Annotated in this window: 16 protein-coding genes and 1 tRNA gene; 10 read left to right on the top strand and 7 right to left on the bottom strand. The window is 37.5% G+C overall.

Annotated elements, in window-relative coordinates; all coding sequences use genetic code 11:
• Nucleotides 1–3 precede the first annotated feature (3 nt).
• Nucleotides 4–246: a hypothetical protein gene (locus GSF09_RS12640; RefSeq protein ID WP_159802030.1), complete on the bottom strand. Its 243-nt coding sequence runs from the start codon at nucleotides 244–246 to the stop codon at nucleotides 4–6.
• 187 nt (nucleotides 247–433) lie between these two features.
• On the opposite strand from GSF09_RS12640, the gene GSF09_RS12635 reads away from it, so the two are divergent.
• From GSF09_RS12635 to GSF09_RS12605, 7 genes are all read left to right on the top strand, one after another.
• Nucleotides 434–1,375 carry a hypothetical protein gene (locus tag GSF09_RS12635; protein ID WP_159802027.1) on the top strand — a complete coding sequence of 314 codons (942 nt, stop codon included), beginning with the start codon at nucleotides 434–436 and terminating at the stop codon, nucleotides 1,373–1,375.
• 124 nt (nucleotides 1,376–1,499) lie between these two features.
• Entirely contained in the window at nucleotides 1,500–1,937 is a 438-nt protein-coding gene (locus GSF09_RS12630) for an SRPBCC domain-containing protein (protein ID WP_159802024.1), read from the top strand.
• A 2-nt stretch (nucleotides 1,938–1,939) separates the two neighbouring features.
• Nucleotides 1,940–2,794 carry an aldose 1-epimerase family protein gene (locus GSF09_RS12625; protein ID WP_159802021.1) on the top strand — a complete coding sequence of 285 codons (855 nt, stop codon included), beginning with the start codon at nucleotides 1,940–1,942 and terminating at the stop codon, nucleotides 2,792–2,794.
• 61 nt (nucleotides 2,795–2,855) lie between these two features.
• Nucleotides 2,856–3,251 carry a hypothetical protein gene (locus tag GSF09_RS12620; RefSeq protein WP_159802018.1) on the top strand — a complete coding sequence of 132 codons (396 nt, stop codon included), beginning with the start codon at nucleotides 2,856–2,858 and terminating at the stop codon, nucleotides 3,249–3,251.
• Between the two features lie 100 nt (nucleotides 3,252–3,351).
• On the top strand, nucleotides 3,352–3,786 hold the full coding sequence (locus GSF09_RS12615) for a hypothetical protein (RefSeq protein WP_159802015.1): 435 nt from the start codon (nucleotides 3,352–3,354) through the stop codon (nucleotides 3,784–3,786).
• Between the two features lie 383 nt (nucleotides 3,787–4,169).
• Nucleotides 4,170–5,612 (top strand): sodium:solute symporter, encoded by a 1,443-nt coding sequence (locus GSF09_RS12610; RefSeq protein ID WP_236564887.1) that lies wholly within the window; start codon nucleotides 4,170–4,172, stop codon nucleotides 5,610–5,612.
• Nucleotides 5,613–5,677: 65 nt separating this feature from the next.
• Nucleotides 5,678–6,559 carry a cation diffusion facilitator family transporter gene (locus GSF09_RS12605; RefSeq protein WP_159802012.1) on the top strand — a complete coding sequence of 294 codons (882 nt, stop codon included), beginning with the start codon at nucleotides 5,678–5,680 and terminating at the stop codon, nucleotides 6,557–6,559.
• Between the two features lie 103 nt (nucleotides 6,560–6,662).
• Here GSF09_RS12605 and GSF09_RS12600 read toward each other — a convergent pair.
• Nucleotides 6,663–6,736, bottom strand: a tRNA-Arg gene (locus GSF09_RS12600).
• A 109-nt stretch (nucleotides 6,737–6,845) separates the two neighbouring features.
• On the opposite strand from GSF09_RS12600, the gene GSF09_RS12595 reads away from it, so the two are divergent.
• On the top strand, nucleotides 6,846–7,358 hold the full coding sequence (locus GSF09_RS12595; protein WP_159802009.1) for an adenine phosphoribosyltransferase: 513 nt from the start codon (nucleotides 6,846–6,848) through the stop codon (nucleotides 7,356–7,358).
• On the opposite strand, the gene GSF09_RS12590 is transcribed toward GSF09_RS12595, so the two are convergent.
• The 5 genes from GSF09_RS12590 to GSF09_RS12570 form a co-directional block, all read right to left on the bottom strand.
• Nucleotides 7,355–7,495, bottom strand: a complete 141-nt coding sequence (locus tag GSF09_RS12590) for an SsrA-binding protein (RefSeq protein ID WP_159802006.1) — start codon at nucleotides 7,493–7,495, stop codon at nucleotides 7,355–7,357. The two genes, GSF09_RS12595 and GSF09_RS12590, sit on opposite strands and share 4 nt — an antisense overlap.
• A gap of 101 nt (nucleotides 7,496–7,596) precedes the next feature.
• On the bottom strand, nucleotides 7,597–9,612 hold the full coding sequence (locus tag GSF09_RS12585) for a M56 family metallopeptidase (RefSeq protein WP_159802003.1): 2,016 nt from the start codon (nucleotides 9,610–9,612) through the stop codon (nucleotides 7,597–7,599).
• Nucleotide 9,613: 1 nt separating this feature from the next.
• Nucleotides 9,614–9,973, bottom strand: a complete 360-nt coding sequence (locus GSF09_RS12580) for a BlaI/MecI/CopY family transcriptional regulator (protein WP_159802001.1) — start codon at nucleotides 9,971–9,973, stop codon at nucleotides 9,614–9,616.
• Between the two features lie 77 nt (nucleotides 9,974–10,050).
• The gene (locus GSF09_RS12575) at nucleotides 10,051–11,271 is read right to left on the bottom strand and encodes an MFS transporter (protein WP_159801999.1); all 1,221 of its coding nucleotides are present in this window, start codon (nucleotides 11,269–11,271) and stop codon (nucleotides 10,051–10,053) included.
• Between the two features lie 76 nt (nucleotides 11,272–11,347).
• Nucleotides 11,348–12,202 carry a DMT family transporter gene (locus GSF09_RS12570; RefSeq protein ID WP_159801997.1) on the bottom strand — a complete coding sequence of 285 codons (855 nt, stop codon included), beginning with the start codon at nucleotides 12,200–12,202 and terminating at the stop codon, nucleotides 11,348–11,350.
• Between the two features lie 96 nt (nucleotides 12,203–12,298).
• On the opposite strand from GSF09_RS12570, the gene GSF09_RS12565 reads away from it, so the two are divergent.
• Entirely contained in the window at nucleotides 12,299–12,655 is a 357-nt protein-coding gene (locus tag GSF09_RS12565; protein WP_201309360.1) for a VOC family protein, read from the top strand.
• Complete coding sequence (locus tag GSF09_RS12560; protein WP_159801995.1) at nucleotides 12,656–14,266, top strand: S8 family serine peptidase; 1,611 nt, start codon at nucleotides 12,656–12,658, stop codon at nucleotides 14,264–14,266. It begins immediately after the preceding gene.
• Nucleotides 14,267–14,275: the final 9 nt, after the last annotated feature.

The raw sequence follows: 14,275 nt of genomic DNA, 5'->3' as shown, positions 1-14,275 counted from the left end.
TTTTTATCGGGCACTTTTATATTGATAATATTGGCGAATAGTCATTATGCCTTTATAGTTCTTCTTCTTTTTCATAGTCATTAAAAATCCCCCGCCCAGTATGGCAAGAAATAACAGTAGGATTATAAATAGTGCTTTAATAAGGTAATTGCTGAAAGTGGCATTATCAAAATTAAAGTCGTTCATTACAAGGTAGCTGCCAAAAAGTAAAAAACTCAACACGATAAAAAAGTATAATAGTTTCATAATAGTAAGTTTTATAAATTACACTTGTAAATTTCATAATTTAATTGATTGCCTAATAACTATTTATGAATAAATAACTTTTGGTTAAGTTATAATTTGTAACTAAAATCTTTCAATTTTATTTTGATTTTCGAAAGCCTATTGATAATTATTTTTAGTATAATTGCTAAAAATTAAAAAATCTTTTATGCTTAAAAAATTACATCATTTAATGCTGTTTATCGGTTTGCTTGCCTTGAGTTATGGGTGCAACAGCGGGGATTCTGATCCGGTTGATTCATGTGCGAAAATTACCTCGCTTGAAGCTGAACAGGTTAATTCTAAACTGAACATTAACATCTCGGCAGTTGACGCTGTTTATTTTGATATTTCCATGGTTCCGGTAAATGCTGGTGCCAGCTCTCCTGATGTAGGGATATTCTTTACTTTCGCATCGGCGCAGGGTTCAATTAATTTATATGGAAATATAGCACCCGGTGAATATTTGTTATATGCCAGGTCAGCATGTTCAGATACCAACAAAAGCCGTTGGTTTGGGCCTAAATATGTTACTATAACTGAGTTTTGTGCAACACCTACTAACCTACAGGTTGCAGGTGGAACAGTAAGCTGGTATTATTATGGTGAACAGGCTTCAAATTTCCAGGTACAATATGGGCAGCAGGGTTTTGCCTTAGGAAATGGTACTGTTGCAACTGTAAATGCCGCCCCTAATGAATTATATTACACTGATGCAGCTATGGTTGGAGGGCAGCTATATGATTTTTATGTAAGGGCTTTTTGCTCCAATAATATTGGCTTTGGCGATTGGGAAGGCCCCTTTACTTATTATGCGGAATATACACAAAACATGTGTTTTGAGCCTTCTGATATTCAGCCACATTACACCTATGTAGACAGCCAGACGCGCTTTGTATATTTTTCATGGCAGGGTAATGGGGAACTGCAGTTTCAATATGCTTTGGTAAAAAAAGGAGAAGATATTAATCAGGCTACACTTTCAAACGGCAATATTACAAATTCTGCCACCTATACTGTAAGTGTATGGTTTGATTATGATTTTTATGTTAGGGGTGTTTGTGCTAATGGCAACAAAACAGCATGGGTTAAAAAGGAAATTAACCCGTAACTACTATTTCATAATATTATAAAGCAGCCAAATCGGCTGCTTTTATAGTTTTATAAAGTGACGTTAAAAGCTTTTTGTATAAAAATGTGTATAGCTAACTTTAATGTAATTAAATTAAAGTATTATGAGCAAATCACTTATTGTAGAAAATAATATACGTATTGAGGCACCTGTAACACGGGTTTGGGAAATTTTAACCAGGCCGGAATATATAAGGCAGTGGGATGACCTTCCCGAAGATTTTGGTGATTATGAAATACACCCTGCTACAATTATAGAATGGACGGGATATTCCAGGATGAAAGTAGTGGAATTTGAACTCAATAAAAAATTACGTTATTCACTGTATGTGCCTTCCTGGAATGATGAGAGTATAACGAATATAGGATATACCTACAGTCTTTCTGTTGATGATAATGGCTATACGTGGCTAAGTATTGAAGTAGGTGATTTTGCAATACTGACTGAAGGCGACAAATATTTTAATGAAAGTATTACCTTTGGCGAAACCGCTTCACAAAAAATAAAGGAGCTGGCAGAGAAAAAGCCAATTGTACTTTGAGTATGAATATAAAAATATCGAATGATAAATTAACGGCATCCATAAATACAATGGGTGCCGAACTTTTTTCTTTACAGGATAGTAAGGGCAGGGAATATATGTGGGAAGGGAATCCTGAATTTTGGGGTAAGCATTCGCCTGTATTATTCCCTATTGTAGGCACGCTTAAAAATAATAGTTATAGCTATAAGGGCAAAAACTATACAATGAGCAGGCACGGCTTTGCAAGGGATAATAAATTTACTGTAGTAGAAAAGAACGATAATAGTGTAACGTTTGGACTAAAGGCAAATGATGAAACGCTAAAAGTTTACCCTTTTGATTTTGAATTGCATATTACTTATAAGATAAATTCGGCTGAATTATCTGTATCCTATACAATTATTAATCATGGGGAGCAGATAATGCCGTTTTCAATAGGTGCACATCCGGCGTTTGCGCTTCCGGGCAGCTTTGAAGATTACAGCCTTGAATTTGAAAAGGATGAAGAACTGGTAAGTACTCCGCTGGAAAACGACCTGCTTTCTGACAGGGAAGTGAAAGTGCCAAGACAAAATGCTGTAGTATCATTATCCTATGATTTGTTTAAAAACGATGCACTGATTTTTAAAACACTTCAATCTAAAAGTATAACAATAAATAAAATGGGTATTCCATTTATAAAAGTTAACTATAAAGATTTTCCGCATTTAGGTATATGGACAAAAGTTAATGCACCTTTTATATGTATTGAGCCCTGGCACGGATATTCTGACAGGCTTGATAGTAAAGTTGATTTACCTGATAAAGAGGGTATTATAAACCTGGCATCCGGTGCTGTTCAAAATTTTATTTTCAACATAGAAATTTTGTCATAAACCTTATTATTTTTAGCGCAACCATATTGGTGTATGTGCATCTTAATAAAAACGATTAACTATGAAATATTTTAAACTTACTTTATTTATTTTTATCCTATCGATTTTCACCGCATGCGATATTGATGGAGAAGATAACAGAAACTGCTATTCAGAAGGATATACTGCTATTACTGCTGTAACTGGCCCTGCAGAAGTTGACGTTAATGAACCTATAGTGTTTAATGTAACCTTTAATATTGAAAATGATTGCGGAAGTTTTTTACGGTTTGATACGTCACAGTTGTTTCCAAAAGAAGTAGCTGCCAGGGTAGCTTATGCGGGCTGTGAGTGTGATGACGTAGAAACAACATTGGTGAGAGAGTATAAATTTACGCCGACACAAACAGGTGAACTTGAATTTAAATTTTTAAGCGGAGCCAATCAGTTTATAACCAAAAAAGTTACTGTAAATTAAATAAAAAACTCTCCTGATAAGGAGAGTTTTTATTTATGATTTATTTATAATCTGTTCGAATTGAATTTTTTAACTTTATATAAATCAAAAAAATATAAAGATGAAAAGATTTGTATTCAGTATTTTATTTGTATTTACATCAACATTTATGAGTGCGCAGGCCTTTGGTGCGTCCGGGCTTAAAGTAACCGGAAATTTTGCTTCAACCAAGCCTGTTTATCAGCAATGGCTAAAGTTAAATGGAAGGGATGTTACCATGAAGTTTCCGCAAACACCACAGGGCCTTAATGATGCTGTGCAGGAAGTGCAGCGGATGCTTGTAAAAAATGAATTATTAATTACAAGGCCTGATATATATAAAAGTGTGGAAGCCGACATTGATGAGAAAAACCCGGAGCGTTTGCATAAATCAATTCAGGATGGCAAATCGCGTATAAACCTTGCATGGTATTCTCCGGACGGCTCAACCCTGCATTTATTTTTAGGTAAAAACAGTTATGAGGTAAACGTGCTTAATGCGTATAAGCTAAATTAAGGGAATAGGTAATTTCCGCTAAATTAAAATCAGGTATTTTTTCGTATTGACTTATATATTTAAAAATGCCAACTTTGTAAAGTAATTTTTAGTGGATGTTTTTAGCCCCCTTAAAAACGTTAATTCAGATAGTAAGGAAATCCCCCGCTAAGTTCAGCGGGGATTTTTTTATAACTATAGTAAGCCGTAGGAATTATCTTTTTTATCTTTGCACAGTTCAAAATGTTTTTACGGCATTCCGCCTTTTCAGGCAAGCATAGCTTTCAGCCTGATATCCTGTTGCACATTCCGCAGCAATAAGCATTTATTTTAGTGTGAAAGTTTCGCGCTTAGGACACATACCCCATGTTGGGGATAATGAACTATGTAAAACTAAAATAGAAATGGATATACATATTATCGACCTCTTAATATTTGTTATTTACCTCATAATTATGCTTGGCATCGGCTTTTACTTTATGAAGCGGAACAAGTCTAAAGAAGATTATTATGTAGGTGGCAGGAATATGTCGGCAGGGCATATTGGCTTGTCTGTAGTAGCTACGGACGTAGGTGGTGGTTTTTCAATAGGTTTGGGAGGGCTTGGTTTTTTAATGGGGCTTTCCGGCAGTTGGATGCTTTTTACGGGGCTGGTGGGTGCATGGCTAAGTGCGGTTATACTTATACCCCGGGTTTACCCTTTGGCTATACAGCACAAGTTCTTAACTTTCCCGCAGTCGCTTGCGTTCCATTATGGTAAAAAAGTGGCTTTTACGGCAGGTATTATTTCGCTTATAGGCTATATTGGTTTTACAAGTTCCCAAATTCTGGCAGGGGCAAAACTGGCATCAGCAACCTTCCCTTCCATATCAATAACAAGTGCTATTTTAATTATGGGGGTTATTGCAGTTATATATACTGCAATAGGAGGCATAAAAGCAGTGATATATACAGACACAGTACAGTGGATAATTTTAATGGCTGGGCTTATAGGTATAGGTATCCCTTTAGGGTATTACCATATTGGGGGCTGGAAGGCAATTTCTGAGGTATTACCCGGTAGTTTCCTTTCACTTTCTCAGGTTTCATTTTCCACTTTTTTTAACTGGTTCATTACAATAGTACCTATTTGGTTTATAGGGATGACACTTTATCAGCGTATATATGCCTGTAAAGATGAAAAAACAGCTAAAAAGGCGTGGTATTTAGCGGGACTGTTTGAATGGCCGGTTATGGCATTTATGGGTATTGCTTTAGGATTGTTTGCGCGTGTAGGGTATGAGCAGGGGATGTTTGCAGCTATAGGTTATGCACCCGGAACAGAATTAGACCCAGAACTTGGGCTGCCTTTGTTTTTGCGTACAATACTACCTGTGGGATTAATGGGGCTGATGCTCTCCGCTTATTTCTCAGCTATTATGTCTACTGCCGATAGCTGCCTTATGGCGGCTTCGGGAAACTTTACTACTGATATACTGGGATATTTTTACAAAAAAGAACATAGTGTTAAAAACACCCAGTTTATAACATTATTAATTGGAGGGTTATCAATTTTACTGGCTACCCATATGCAGAATGTACTTGAACTTATGCTTTATTCCTATGCATTTATGGTATCAGGACTGCTTATACCTGTTTTGGCAACACTTTTTTTAAAAAAGCCTTCAGCAGGAGCCGCTATGGCAGCAATGATTTCAGGCGGGGTAACCACATTGGGGCTGATACTTATGCAAATAGAATTACCGTTTGGCCTGGACGCCAATTTCTTTGGGATAACCATATCTTTACTTGCTTTTGCAGCTATTAGTTCATATGAAAATAATAGATTGAGAAGGGCAGGCATCTGATTACAATTCTGTATCTTGTACCAACAAATATCATGCTTACACTGAATATACTCCTTTAAAATTATATGGAAGTAACTAATGCAGATAAGGCAGTTAAAGCTACTTACTTTAGCCTGCTTAGCAATACCGCCCTTGCGATTGCAAAGGGGGTTGCCGGATATTTTGGCAACTCCTACGCGCTTATAGCCGACGCAATAGAATCTACTGCAGATATATTTTCTTCATTCCTGGTATTGTTTGGTATTAAATATTCCAGCAGGCCGGCTGATGAGAATCATCCGTACGGACACGGGCGTGCAGAGGCATTAATCACATTTTTGGTTGTAGGTTTTTTAATTACATCTGCCACTGTTATTGCTTACGAAAGTATAGTTAATATACGCACACCCCATGAACTGCCAAAACCTTGGACATTAATTGTACTGGGGAGTATCATTCTGTGGAAAGAAATATCGTTCAGGCTTGTAATGCGTAAAAGCAGGGAAACAAATAGTTCATCACTTAAAGCTGATGCCTGGCACCACCGTAGTGATGCCATAACATCTGTAGCTGCATTTATAGGAATAAGCCTTGCCTTATTATGCGGGCCGGGTTATGAATCGGCTGACGACTGGGCGGCACTTTTTGCTTCAGGATTTATATTATATAACAGCTATTTAATTTTCAGGCCTGCCCTCGGAGAAATAATGGATGAGCACCTATATGATGATGTGGTTGAAATAATACGGAATGAAGCGGTAAAAGTGCCCGGTATAATTTATACGGAAAAATGTTTTGTGCGTAAAGCAGGGATGGTTTACCATATAGACCTTCATGCTGTTGTAGATGGAAACTTAAGTGTAAGGAAAGGGCATGAGCTTGCACACCGGCTGGAAAAGTTTCTGAGGGATAACATTCCCGGATTAGGTAATGTTCTTATACATATAGAGCCGAACGACTACCATTAAGATATATACTCATTGAATTTTATTAATAGATACTTTATTGTGCAGATAATAAATAATCAATAAAAAAGGCAAAAGATAAATTCTTATCTTTTGCCTCTGGTAGTGACGCCGACAGGATTCAAACCTGTAACCTTCTGAGCCGTAATCAGATGCGCTATTCAGTTGCGCCACGGCGCCTTTTTCAAGCTAAATCTGTTTTACAGATGTGTGATAGCTTGTTTGCGGGTGCAAATATAAGCAATAATGCTTAACTTGCAAATTATACACATCTTTTAAATTTAAAAAAATGACATTAAATCAGTACATACGTGATATACAGGATTTTCCGAAACCCGGGGTTGTATTTAAGGACATAACGCCACTTTTGGCCAATCCGCAGGCTGTAAAACAATGTATGGCATTGCTTATTAATAATTTAAAAGAGCAAAAGATTGATAAGGTAGTTGGGGTGGAGAGCCGCGGCTTCATTTTTGCAACGCTGCTGGCTTATGAACTTGAAGCAGGGTTTATTCCTGTGCGTAAACCCAATAAACTGCCGTTTGAAACTATTGCTTCATCCTACGAACTGGAATATGGGCTGGACACACTTGAGATACATACAGATGCAATAAAAAAAGGAGAAAAAATACTTATTCACGATGATGTCCTGGCAACAGGCGGTACAGCAAAGGCTGTATGTGAACTTGTAGAAAGGCTGGGCGGGGAAATTGTGCAATGCAACTTCCTCATGGAGTTGTCATTCCTGCATGGCAGGGAAAAAATAAACGGCTATAATGTATATGCGCCATTAATATATTAATCTATTGCACGCGAGGTAACATAGTACTTCCAGGCAATTATTGCTTTCTGCAGTTTTGTTGCCTTGGTTAAGTCCAGTTGCTCTTTGGTGTAGTTGGGCAATAACCATTTATTTAATTTGGCAAGTAATTTAAACATGATTACTATTTTTATATAAAGTTACAAAAAAGGCAGTTTGTAAAAACTGCCTTTTTTCCTAATAAATTGTTATTTATTATACTAACTACCTCAAATATTTACTACTGGTTTCCCTTATTCTTTTCAAATTCCTTTTTTCTTTCTTCCATTTGTTTTTTTCGCTCCTCCATCATTTTTTCTCTTTCAGCACGTATCTTTTCCCTTTCTGCAATTAACTGGCTTTTTCTTGCTGCCATATTTTCTTTCATTTTAGCTATTTCTTCACGGGCTTTTTGAAGCTCAGCTTCATCCATAACCTCCAGCATATAGATTTCCGGGCTGATTTTTAACCTGTTCAGGGTTTCTTCGGTATTGGCAAGCAGTTCTTTTATGTCATCAGAATTAAAAGATGACATAGCTATTTGATAGTCAGAATTTAATAGCTTCTCAAGCCTCGGATAATCTGCCTGGTAGCTTTTTAATTCTGCCATCCTTTTGTAAGGATCCATTTGCGGTATGGCAATACCATAGTTTATGTTACCTGTACCATATACGGCAGCTACCCTGCTGGTAATTATCTCTACAGCACCATTTTTTCCGTCTTTGCCATATTTTTTACGGCCTTCTTTTTTAGTTAAAATAGTAGCCTCTTTTATTTCTTCATTTAGCGGTAATTTAAGCGGCTCCCCCTTTTTTTGCTTTACACCGTTTATAATAATAAGCGCGTCCTCATCTCCATATTTCCAACTACTTACAGACCAGTGCCTTTTTACCGGAGCAATTACTGCAGGTGCTGGCGGTGCCTGCGGAGCAGTTCCGGCAGGAGGTACAGGCGGGGCCGGGGGTACAGGTATATTACCGTTTACAAACATATAAGTTTTAGTACCTGTAGTATCGGTTGGTGTGTTAGGAAAATTATTGATGGTGTAGCCTTTTTTAGGAGATCCAAAACTAAATGAGTTTTTTGCAGAACTGCTGTTTCTTTCTATTTCAACTGTAAAAGGCGCTATAGGTTCTGTCCCCGATACTTCATAAACACTGTTTTGGGTTTTATCTTTAAGGGTAACTTTTATGGCTGTTATCTCACCTTTAGCATTACGGTTTATATTTTCAAACTTAACATCGGTATCAAATTCTTTTTTAAAGAATTCTTTTTCCGACTCTAGTTCTTTATTCTTAGAGTCTTTGTTTACCTCCAGTGCTACTTTTACTTTTTCTGTGTAGTTTGAGGTAATTTCTGTTTCTTTTTCCTGTGCTGTAACTTTTAACTGGAAAAAAAACATAAAGGCAAGTAGTGCAGGCAGCACTGTGGCATACTTCCAGGAGTTCATCCTTCTTGATTGCTTTTTGTTTAACATAACGATTCGTTTTTTGATTAATGATTGATAAAAATGATTGGTGATTGCTATACACTCCGGCCGCGCCGTGATTTTGAGTAAAGTTTTTTGGTAGGCTGTTTTATCAGCTATTTGTTTTGTAGCTTCAGCATCGGCTATAAATTCAAGGTTTTGCGATATTGATTTGCGGTACATCCACACTATAGGGTTAAACCAAAAGGCAATGCAAAACAGCTGGCTTAAAATCATGTCAATGGAATGCTTTTGCGAGCTGTGCACCTTTTCATGTGCTATTATACTTTCAAGTTCCTGCTCGCTTAATATCTTAGAGTTAAATACAATATAATTGAAAAATGAAAAAGGGGCCTGTACTTTGTCAGAATCTATAAGCCTGTAGCTATTTTGCTTTATAACTGCCTGCCCTTTAATAATATTCCTTAGTGATAATATATCTATTATAAACCTTACCGCAAAAAATAACACTCCCGCCAGGTATATACCTGCGCCCACGTCATACCAATTTGTTTGTGCCACTTCATTATTTTGAGTTGAAGCATATTGCTGTAGTATAGCCAGTTGCTCAGCAGAAATGGGTTGTGTGTCAACTTTTGGAGCAGCTTCAACCCAAACCGTCCTGGTTAACACCATCAGGGGCAAAATTACAGCGCTTACCAGCCCTATAACCAAAAATTTCCTGTTGGTATTAAAAAAGGTTTCTTTGCGCAGCAGTGCCTGGTATGCAATATAAAATAGTGCTACAAGCCCCGATGCTTTTGCAAGGTATATAATAAGGTTTTCCATATTATTTATTTTTTTCTATCATATCCAGAATTTCACGCAACTCATCCGCACTTATTTTTTCCTCTTTGGCAAAAAAGGAAACCATGCTTTTATAGGAATTATTAAAATAATTTTCAATGGCATTATTCATAAAGCCTTTCCTGTAGTCCTCTTTTGTTATTACAGGGTAGTACTGGTGTGTGTTACCATAGGCTGTGTGCCCAACATAGCCTTTATCTTCAAGATTTCTTATAATGGTGGAAAGGGTGTTGTAATGTGGTTTGTCATCCTTTATTTCCAAAAGCACATCTTTTACAAAAGCTTTTTCCAGCTTCCATAGTATGTGCATAACTTCTTCTTCCTTGTTTGTTAATTTTTGCATAGCTGCTAATTATACAAACAAAGCTAAAACTAAAAAATTAGTTACGCAACTATTTTTTTAGTTAATCAACTAAAATATTAGTTTTTTGAATTTATTAGTTTGTTATTCAGGACTATAAGTATTACTGAAGACACTAAGCCAAGGCATCCCATAAAAACCCAGTTGGCATTATAACCCCACCTTGCAATTATTTCCATACCCGTTTTAGAACTTGCTATATGAGCCACACTAAAGCTCATGGTATATAAGGCCATGTAGCGTCCTTCGTGGCCGCGGGGTGCGCGACTAATGGCAAATGAATTGGAAAAAGGGAAATTAAGCATTTCCCCAAATGTTATAAATAAAATACTTATTACGAGTACACCTGCCCATACATTAAACAGGAGTGCAAAAAAGTTAAGTGACAATAAAACAGCGCCCCATATAACTATTTTAAGTTTGGGGACATTATTTTTTTCAAAATAGCCTACAAGCGGCATTTCAAGGAAAAATACCAGCAAGCCGTTTAAAGACATTAGCAGTCCTGTATGAAACTCAGTAAGCCCATACCATTCTTTATGGTAAAGCGGCAGTGTGGTAAACAACTGGAAAAAAATCATGGTAGTAACAAACGTGCAGAATAAAAATACCCAGTAAGGGCCATCGTTCATAACACTTTTTGCTTTCCCTTCAGTATTTTCCAAATGTGTATCGGGAGCAACAGTTTTTTTCTTTTCCTTCACCAGCAGCCAGAATATAAGTATAGCTGTAATGCACGAAGTGCCGTCAACCCAAAACAGCCCCTTATAGCCTATACCCATAATTATAAGCCCTGCCATGGCAGGGCCTGCTGCAAAGCCCAGGTTAACCGCCAGCCTTACCAGTGTAAGCGCACGTGTGCGGTTTTCAGGTTTGGCATATGCGCCCAATGATACAAACATTGCCGGGCGGAACATATCGGCTATAACCATGATGCCGAACATGGCCAGGCACAATCCTTTAAATGTGGTTATATATTGTATAAAGAAAAGTAATAGCCCACTTGTAAAAAGGCTGAATATCATTATCCTGTAAAAACCTATTTTATCGGAAAGTTTACCGCCAAGCCAAGAGCCTATCATAGAGCCAAGCCCAAAGCACACCATAACCCAGCCTACCTGGTTGTAGGTAAAATGCAGGTCTTCCTTTAAATATTTGGAAAGGAACGGCAGCACCATTGTGCCTGCCCGGTTAATAAAGGTTATAACGGCAAGTATCCAAATTTCGCGGGAAAATCCTTTGAAGTTACTTATATAGCGTGTAAAAGCCCGCCTTAGCATTGAAGTAATATTTAGCTTCAAAAATAAAAAATAAAACAGGGCAAACCTCAATAAAATTTACATCCGCAACCTAAAATTAATAAACTTGCGATAGTGTAATAAATAATATTGCCGCTACTGCAAGTATCAGCCCTGCATAATTTAATATGCTCATTTTTTCTTTAAACAATAAAATACCCGCTAATGAGCCTACTACTATAACACCTATATTCATAGAGGCAAATACAGTGGAAGGGTTACTGGCATAGGCTTTATGTGCCTGCAGGTAAAATAATATGTTTCCAAAATTAAAAGCCCCGACAAGCAAACCGAAAAGAAAATTTACAGCCTTTAATTTTTTACTGTTTAATACCAGTTCCTTAACAAGCACGAGAAGGGAAATAATTAAAGCCCCACAAAAAATAATTAATAAAGATGTGGTAAACGGGAGTACAGCAGCTATTGCTATTTGTTTAAAAAGTACATCTATAATACCAAAGCCTAAAAGGACCACAACGGGAAATACCCAGCGGTTGCCCTGCATGGAATCTTTTTTGGAAAGGATAAGCAGTATGGCAGGGAAACCTATCAATAGGCCTATTATTTTAAGGATATTAAAATTTTCTGCAAAGATAAAGTAGGATGCCAGTATGGGAATGATTAACGACAGTCTTTGTGCTGCATCGGTTTTTACAATACCCATATATTTTATTGAAGCTGCCAGGAATAAAAATACCGAGGGCAGCATAATTGCCAGTGGCAGGTATATATGCCACGGTGCTGAAGAATCAACTGTACTTAAATCAGGTGCAAATACCAGGTAACACAGCATTATGGCACAGGCATAGTTCCAAAAAATTATCTGGGTTATATGTACCGGATAGCGTTTTACAATTTTAAAGATTACTCCTACGGTAACACTGCATATAATGCTGAATATCAGGTAAAGCATTTTCTTAATTTTTTTGCAAAAATATAAGTTTTACCCTTATCTGCGCTGCTTTGCTTGCCCCAGTTTTGTATATTTGATAAAAAATATTGCCCTATTGTGGAAAAACCGAAAATCAAGAATATTATTGCACAATTGCCGGTACTTGATTTTACCAAATCAAAACAGTTTTATATTGAAACCTTGGGTTGTACCCTTATGGGTGAATATGACGACCTTCTTATTTTTTTATGGGATGGGCTGGAAATTCATCTTTGGAAATGCAATGACAAAACTATTCCTGAAAACTCAAGTTGCTACATTCGCGTAAATACAATAGATTTACTTTTTGAGCATTACCAGAAAAAGTTATATGGAAAAATTAAGATAAGTGACAGGCCTTGGGGAATGAGGGAATTTTATATAACCGACCCAAGCGGTAATCTTTTAAAATTTGGTGAAAAAATAAAGGTATAAATGAAAAAGCTGATAGTCCTACTGGTATTTTTTATAGCCTTTCCCGTTTGCGCGCAGGAAGATGCATGGGTATATTTTACTGATAAGCCTGATGCAGCTTATTATTTGGCCAACCCGCTGCAAATGCTTTCCCAAAAATCTTTGGACAGGAGGGCAGCCCAGGGTATAAGCCTGGATGAAAAGGATGTTCCTGTTCATGAAGATTATATAAATATTGTCGCTTCGGTAACAGGAATAACAGTAATGGCTAAATCAAAATGGTTAAACAGCCTGCATATAAGAGGAAACAGTAACGATATAAATGCATTGCTGTCATTATCTTTCGTGCAGTCGGTAGAGTTTGCAGATAAATCGCTTAACATGCAGGGAAGGGCTGCGAAAGCAGAAAGCAGTAAAAGTACAGTGAGTAAGTTTGAAACTATGGCTGAATTCAGTTATGGCAACTCAGCTTCACAAATACAAATGCTCAACGGGCATTTACTGCACCAGCAGGATTATACAGGTACAGGTATTACAATTGCCATATTAGATTCTGGCTTTCCGGGTGTAAACACTGCACTGCCATTTCAAAGGCTTGTACAAAATAATCTTATACTGGGCACCTATGATTTTGTGGACGTGTCATTTAATGTTTATGATGACCATAGCCATGGCACAATGGTACTTTCTACTATGGCGGGCTATGTGGAGGGCGAGCTGACAGGCACAGCCCCCGATGCTTTTTACTACCTTTTCCGTACCGAAGATGCCGGTAGCGAAAACCCGGTGGAAGAATCCTATTGGGTAGAAGCCGCTGAAATGGCGGACAGCCTTGGTGTGGATGTCATTAATACCTCATTAGGATATTTTACGTATGACAATCCTTCTTACAGCTATACCTATAATGATATTGACGGGCTAACTGCTTTTATAACACGTGGCGCCAATATTGCTTTTACAAGGGGTATGATTTGTGTGACTTCTGCAGGTAATACGGCAACTTCTGCCAACCCGCACATTGGTGTGCCTGCCGATGCTTTTAATACACTTACCGTTGGGGCAGTAAACAGTTCAGAAACTTATGCCGCTTTCAGTTCTATAGGCCCTTCTTTTGACGGGCGTGTAAAGCCCGATGTAATGGCGCAGGGAGTTTCAGCAATAATATCTGGCACAACCGGTAATATAAGCACATCAAACGGTACATCATTTTCAAGCCCCATAACAGCAGGCCTTGTGGCGTGCCTTTGGCAGGCACTTCCCGGTAAAACCAATGCTGAAATACTACAGATTATAAAAGAATCTGCGGACAGGTACTCCAGTCCTAACATACAGTACGGCTATGGTATCCCCGATTTTTCATTGGCTTTACAAAATGCCCTGGGTATAGAAAAACAATCTAAAACAGAATTTGCGCTTTATCCCAACCCTGCCTACAGTGAGATAAATATATTTTTACCCGCTACTGAAAAAGCAACTGTATCTATTTTTAATAATATAGGCCAGTTGGTAATACAACAGGTAGTTTATAAAGAAAAGAATAGTTTTTCGATTGAAGGATTACCTGCCGGGGCATATTTTTATAAAATAAATTCAGGCTCTGTTAGCAGGGCAGGGAGGTTAATAAAAAAATAGATTTAACAG

It is taken from the genome of Flavobacterium sp. MK4S-17 (assembly GCF_009848495.1).
Taxonomy (GTDB): Bacteria; Bacteroidota; Bacteroidia; order Flavobacteriales; family Flavobacteriaceae; genus Flavobacterium.
Note: the sequence above shows the minus strand (reverse complement) of the source record. Positions and strands in the feature narration are given on the sequence as shown.

Excerpts from the sequence above, each read along its gene's own strand:
- GSF09_RS12640 (WP_159802030.1), bottom strand. The coding sequence starts at position 246 with ATGAAACTATTATACTTTTTTATCGTGTTGAGTTTTTTACTTTTTGGC.
- GSF09_RS12635 (WP_159802027.1), top strand. The coding sequence starts at position 434 with ATGCTTAAAAAATTACATCATTTAATGCTGTTTATCGGTTTGCTTGCC.
- GSF09_RS12630 (WP_159802024.1), top strand. The coding sequence starts at position 1,500 with ATGAGCAAATCACTTATTGTAGAAAATAATATACGTATTGAGGCACCT.
- GSF09_RS12625 (WP_159802021.1), top strand. The coding sequence starts at position 1,940 with ATGAATATAAAAATATCGAATGATAAATTAACGGCATCCATAAATACA.
- GSF09_RS12620 (WP_159802018.1), top strand. The coding sequence starts at position 2,856 with ATGAAATATTTTAAACTTACTTTATTTATTTTTATCCTATCGATTTTC.
- GSF09_RS12615 (WP_159802015.1), top strand. The coding sequence starts at position 3,352 with ATGAAAAGATTTGTATTCAGTATTTTATTTGTATTTACATCAACATTT.
- GSF09_RS12610 (WP_236564887.1), top strand. The coding sequence starts at position 4,170 with ATGGATATACATATTATCGACCTCTTAATATTTGTTATTTACCTCATA.
- GSF09_RS12605 (WP_159802012.1), top strand. The coding sequence starts at position 5,678 with ATGGAAGTAACTAATGCAGATAAGGCAGTTAAAGCTACTTACTTTAGC.
- GSF09_RS12595 (WP_159802009.1), top strand. The coding sequence starts at position 6,846 with ATGACATTAAATCAGTACATACGTGATATACAGGATTTTCCGAAACCC.
- GSF09_RS12590 (WP_159802006.1), bottom strand. The coding sequence starts at position 7,495 with ATGTTTAAATTACTTGCCAAATTAAATAAATGGTTATTGCCCAACTAC.
- GSF09_RS12585 (WP_159802003.1), bottom strand. The coding sequence starts at position 9,612 with ATGGAAAACCTTATTATATACCTTGCAAAAGCATCGGGGCTTGTAGCA.
- GSF09_RS12580 (WP_159802001.1), bottom strand. The coding sequence starts at position 9,973 with ATGCAAAAATTAACAAACAAGGAAGAAGAAGTTATGCACATACTATGG.
- GSF09_RS12575 (WP_159801999.1), bottom strand. The coding sequence starts at position 11,271 with ATGCTAAGGCGGGCTTTTACACGCTATATAAGTAACTTCAAAGGATTT.
- GSF09_RS12570 (WP_159801997.1), bottom strand. The coding sequence starts at position 12,202 with ATGCTTTACCTGATATTCAGCATTATATGCAGTGTTACCGTAGGAGTA.
- GSF09_RS12560 (WP_159801995.1), top strand. The coding sequence starts at position 12,656 with ATGAAAAAGCTGATAGTCCTACTGGTATTTTTTATAGCCTTTCCCGTT.